General features: G+C 38.9%; 5 protein-coding genes. 1 reads left to right on the top strand and 4 read right to left on the bottom strand.

Annotated elements, in window-relative coordinates:
- The 4 genes from AC22ZQ_RS12280 to AC22ZQ_RS12265 all read right to left on the bottom strand — a co-directional run.
- On the bottom strand, positions 1–199 hold a 199-nt coding region (locus tag AC22ZQ_RS12280; RefSeq protein ID WP_318959064.1), incomplete at its 3' end, for a hypothetical protein.
- Positions 200–210: 11 nt separating this feature from the next.
- Positions 211–912 carry a glycosyltransferase family 2 protein gene (locus tag AC22ZQ_RS12275; RefSeq protein ID WP_318959063.1) on the bottom strand — a complete coding sequence of 234 codons (702 nt, stop codon included), beginning with the start codon at positions 910–912 and terminating at the stop codon, positions 211–213.
- Positions 913–955: 43 nt separating this feature from the next.
- Positions 956–2,569 (bottom strand): 4Fe-4S binding protein, encoded by a 1,614-nt coding sequence (locus tag AC22ZQ_RS12270; RefSeq protein ID WP_318959062.1) that lies wholly within the window; start codon positions 2,567–2,569, stop codon positions 956–958.
- A 4-nt stretch (positions 2,570–2,573) separates the two neighbouring features.
- Positions 2,574–3,911 carry an NAD(P)/FAD-dependent oxidoreductase gene (locus AC22ZQ_RS12265; protein WP_318959061.1) on the bottom strand — a complete coding sequence of 446 codons (1,338 nt, stop codon included), beginning with the start codon at positions 3,909–3,911 and terminating at the stop codon, positions 2,574–2,576.
- A 336-nt stretch (positions 3,912–4,247) separates the two neighbouring features.
- Between AC22ZQ_RS12265 and AC22ZQ_RS12260 the strand changes: the two genes are divergently transcribed.
- Positions 4,248–5,263 (top strand): FG-GAP repeat domain-containing protein (locus tag AC22ZQ_RS12260; RefSeq protein WP_318959060.1); only part of this gene is annotated, 1,016 nt, incomplete at its 3' end.

Here is a 5,263-nt window from a genome sequence, read left to right as displayed (position 1 = left end):
GATCTAAAGGCGCATCACTTTTAGTTCCTTGCTTAGATTTTCTATATGCAATAGCCAGACGCAGTTGCATAACACCATACATGAATATTAAAAAAAGAAGCAACAGATAACTCACCAAAATAAGTGTCGCCAAAAGCTCACCCCAGAAATATTCTTTTCCAAAGGCTGTTCCCCATTCAAATAAAAAATTTAAACGCATTCCTATCTTTTCTATTTATTGGTGAATTTATACTTGAAAACAGCTCCTATGATTTTAATCCCCGCCATCACCGTTCCTTTTACGGTACCACTGACTTTAGAAACACCTATACGTTTTCTGTACTTTACCGGGACCTCACAAAAGTTCATCTTATGCTTAGCCGCTTTAATCTGCATCTCTATGGTCCAACCATAAGTTTTATCGGCCATCTTCAATTTTTCCAATGACGTTGATTTGATAGCTCTAAAAGGTCCAAGATCTGTAAAACTTGCTCCATAAAAGAGTTTCATTAAGCGCGTAGCCAGCCAATTTCCAAAAACCTGTTGTGGAGTCATAGACCCTTTTTCACGGTTTCCCAAGGCACGCGAACCTATCACCATATCCATATCTTGATCTAAAATAGGGGTTACAACTTCTTTGATTTGCTGGGGATAATCAGAATAATCTCCGTCTAAAAAAACGACAATATCTGCTGTATTTGCACGGGTTCTTTCTATCCCCAATAAACAAGCATAACCATAACCTTTGCGTTTTTCCGTTAACACTACAGCGCCCGCATTCTGGGCAACTTTTAAGGTATTATCTGTGGAATTGTTATTTACAACAATTACCTCGTCAACCAAATTTCTATCTATATCTCCTATTACTTTCGCAATAGATTTTTCTTCGTTAAACGCAGGAATAACCACGTTAATAATGGGAGTATTCCTCATGCTACACTTGCTTACTTTTCATCCTTAAAAATCTAAGGTAACTTTATTTTACGTTTGGATTCATGCGGGGCATATCATTTCCTAAGAGAATAGGATTATCATTTACTCTACCCTCTTCTGGTCCATTTTCTAATTTCAACACCCCTCTAGGACAAACTGCAGAACAAATTCCACATCCTACACAACTCGCTCTAACGATGTTCTGACCTCTTTGGGCATACCATCTCACATCGATTCCCTGCTCACAATAGGTCGAACAATTTCCACAAGAAATACACTGACCTCCATTGGTTGTAATTCTGAACCTTGATTTAAAACGTTGAATAATTCCCATATACCCAGCCATAGGACAGCCGAATCTACACCAGACTCTATTTCCTAAGAGTGGATAAAATCCTACACCTATAATTCCGGAAAAAATAGCACCAATAAAAAAACCATACCACTGCTTAATTTTATAGGAAGCAATACCAAAAGCTTGATGGTTCCCTAAAGAATAATTCACCAACATCAGTACTCCTAAAAAAGTAAAAATTGCAGCTCCAACCAATAAGTACTTTCTTGATTTCCCTTTGTTTTTAAAGTACAGGAATAAAAAGGCGATTAACCCCAAGGCTACCCATCCGAATAAGATGAACATTCCCGCGCCTCTACTCGGCACAATAAATTGCAGCGCAAATTCCTGGTTAAGAAAATAGGTATACATCACCGCCAGGGTCATGATAAACACAAAAACCATTACACTGTGTATTACCCACCTTTCAATTTTCCAAGCGGTCACAGATTTATCCGACAAATGTCTAAAGCTATCTCCTGCAGTTTCTGCTAATCCACCACAACCACAAAACCATGAACAATACCAACGTTTTCCGACGTAATAAGTAATTACTGGAGTAATGATTAAAAAGCCAATGATACCCCAAACCAAATAAGCCATTCCTATGGGTTGGTTCACATCTGCCACCATAGGGTCTATACGATCTGGCGTAATGAAAGAATAATTTAAAGGGTAATAATTTACAGGATTCAAGTTGTAATAACCGCCATCGTTAGCTCCTAAAGCTTCTAATATAAAAGGGAGGAAATAGGCAAAAACCAATTGAGAAAACATCACCACTATCGTTCGTATTATCTGATATTTGTTATGCCTGTATTTCACCAAGAATTTTACTCCTAAAAACACTATGGCTAGGGTATAAAAGGTCCCATACACAAACCATTGATCGGCATCTTTGTTCCTGAACAAATGACTCAAACCATCAAAGAGTGCAACCAATCCTAAATTTGTACCATTGGCTCCCATGCCTAATCCGAGATGTCCAGGAAACCAATATAAACACACATAAAACAGTGTAAGTAAAACTCCCGAAACCCAAGCCAAACTTCCTCTATTGGTCAAGGGATTAAAGTATACACCATTATTTTTTATTCCGGCCGGAGCTCCCTTATAAGCCCCCCAAGTATAGAAACCAGTTCCCAATACAAAAGAAGCAATCATCAAGGGAAAGAAAAACCAAGAGGGTTCGATTTGCGAATTCCAGTTTCCCCAGTACAATACCACAATAAAAAGTCCAAGTCCAGTAATCCCCAAACCAATTTTCTGCCAAGTATTTAAATATTGACCTGCATCACCTGTTAATGAATAGTTCGTTTCCATCTTCTTAAGCTTGAATTAATTTCTGCCACCATTTCTTAGATTTCAGGGCAATATTCATTTTCTTTTCCTCATTAAAGGCTGTAAGAATTTCCGCACCATAACGTGTGAAAAATTCAGGATCAAATACAGCACTTTCAATGTTAGACAGCACCTCCGTTATCTCCGTTTGCTGCGTTAACCAATGGTCAAACACTTCATGTCGCAAGCGCAACCCGAAAGTATTCACTCCTTTCAAGGCTTTGCTTTTTTTATCGTAAACAAAGTGAACCAACACTTTTCCTTTTTTATCTTCAAAGACAAACTCCTCCTCATCTGCTTGAAGTTCTGAGCGCACCCAACCGTAAGTCTGGTACTCCAAATCAAAAAACTTCGCAGAGTTAAACCAGTTACCCGGACTGTATTTCGTAGGAGTCCCACAAATCGTTTGTGCCAGAGTTTCTCCCATTATCCTTCCCGTATACCAAACTTGTTCAATGGCTTTTCTTCCCGGCATAGGATTTTTTTGTTGGGTACAATCGCCAATGGCGTAAATATTTTCTTGATTTGTTTTTAGATATTCATCTACCAAAACTCCTTTTTCCACAGCTATATCACTTCCTTGCAGAACCGCTAAGTTGGGATGAACACCTATGGTTAAACCTACAAAATCGCATGGAATTTCTTCTTCTCCATGTAAGGTTTTTACGGCCCTTACCTCTCCAGCATCATTCCCTAAAATTTCATCCAGCTCTTCCGATAAATGAAGTTTTAAATTATGATGTTTGCGCAAGTGATTAGAAACAAATGCAGCATCTTGTTCAGGTAAAACGCTCCTCCAAAATTGATCATCGCGAACGATAAAGTCTACGCTGATATTTCTAGATAAAAGCATCTCTACCATTTCAACACCTATCAATCCTCCTCCCACAACAACGGCGTGTTTTATACCCTGTGTATTGGCTTTCATGCTCTCTAAATCTTGCTTGCTATACAAACCCTGTACACCAATTAAATCTACACCTTGCCAATCTAACTTATTCGGACAAGACCCTGTTGCGATGATCAGCTTATCATATTTCAAACGTTCGCCTTTTTCCAAAGAAAGCTCCTGCCCTTCCACATCTATGCACTTCACATAATCGTGTAACAAAGCAATGTCATTCTTTTCCCAAAAAGATTTCGGGTAAGGCTCTGTATCTTTAAATCTCATATGTCCCATGTACACATACATCAAAGCTGTGCGCGAGAAAAAATTATCGTGCTCTGCAGAAATCATGGTTATGCGCTTGTCAGAAAGCTTGCGAATATGTCGCGCCAATGTACTTCCTGCAATACCATTTCCAATAATTACGATGTGTTCCATAGTGCTCATTTATACAAAAGACGTTTAATACTCAAGACGCTTACAAAATACTTAAATAAATTTAGTTGTTTAGCCGGCTGTTCTCTCGATTTTTCATCGAGAGTCGGGTCATCCACTGTACGCCTTTCAAATCGTTTAAGTAGTCAGACCCTTTCAGCAAAGCTTCTTTGGTCGCTTTGCACAAAGGCTTCCACTAAAACTCCCTATCAAGTTGTGCCGTTCCTCCCCCTAACAGATTATTCCTCTCCTTTCATTCAATAAACCTTTCACTTCCTTCAAAATGACATCTAAAACGCTAGAGATTTTGTAATTTCAAGGCTAGAAATCATTGCATCCATGAAAAAACTAATCGCTTTTATTGTTGTACTTACGCTTGTCAACTCACTTCAAGCTCAACTGGGTTTTAAATACAACCCTTTTGCTCAAGTAAAAATAAACGGCGATACACTTTCCAATCCATGGGCGGGTGGCTTAAATTACGCACAGTTTTCTCATTTAGATTTTAACAGAGATGGTTTTGATGATTTGTTGGTATTCGATAGGTCTTCCAATCAGATTCAACTTTTCCTCAAAAGCTTTCAAAATGGGAATCCTCACTACAGGTACCAGTACAAAGCAGAAATTCAGTTACCTCCAGACATCCGCTACCGCTTAGCTACTTTCGATTACGATAATGATGGCGACCTCGATCTTTTTACCTACGGTATTGGAGGTGTACGTGTTTATAAAAATACGAGTTCAGGGAATCAATTGAGTTTTGATTTGTTTAAAAGTGAGCTAAAATCAATCTACAACGGAGGGCCAGCTACGCTTTTTGTCAGTTCATCAGATATCCCTGCGTTAGTCGATGTGGACCACGACGGAGATATGGACATACTTACATTTAGTAACAGCGGAGGAACCGTGGAGTACCATAAAAACTTATCTATCGAAAATTATGGAAACGTTGATTCGCTAGAATTTGAAATCTATAACGAATGCTGGGGTCAATTTGAGGAAGGGAATACAGACAACAGTATTACTTTAAATTCTACCAACCCACCCTGCGATGGCACAACTTGGGTCACCAACCCTCAACGTGGCAACAGACATTCAGGTTCTACTGTTTTGGCTATAGACATTGATAATTCTGGCGTTTACGATTTAGTACTCGGTGATGTTTCTCACGAAAATTTAGTTTTGGTTACCAATGGTGGTACAGCTGTCAATCAAAACTCAGCCATGACCAGTTTCGATTTAAACTTCCCAAGCAATACCACACCCGCGAATTTACAGATCTTCCCTGCTGCTTATTATTTAGATGTAAACCACGATGGAATAAAAGATTTAGTGGTAGGTGCCAATGCAAAGGG

The sequence above is a fragment of the Lishizhenia sp. genome, from assembly GCF_057456495.1.
This window is presented reverse-complemented; position numbering and strand designations above follow the sequence as displayed.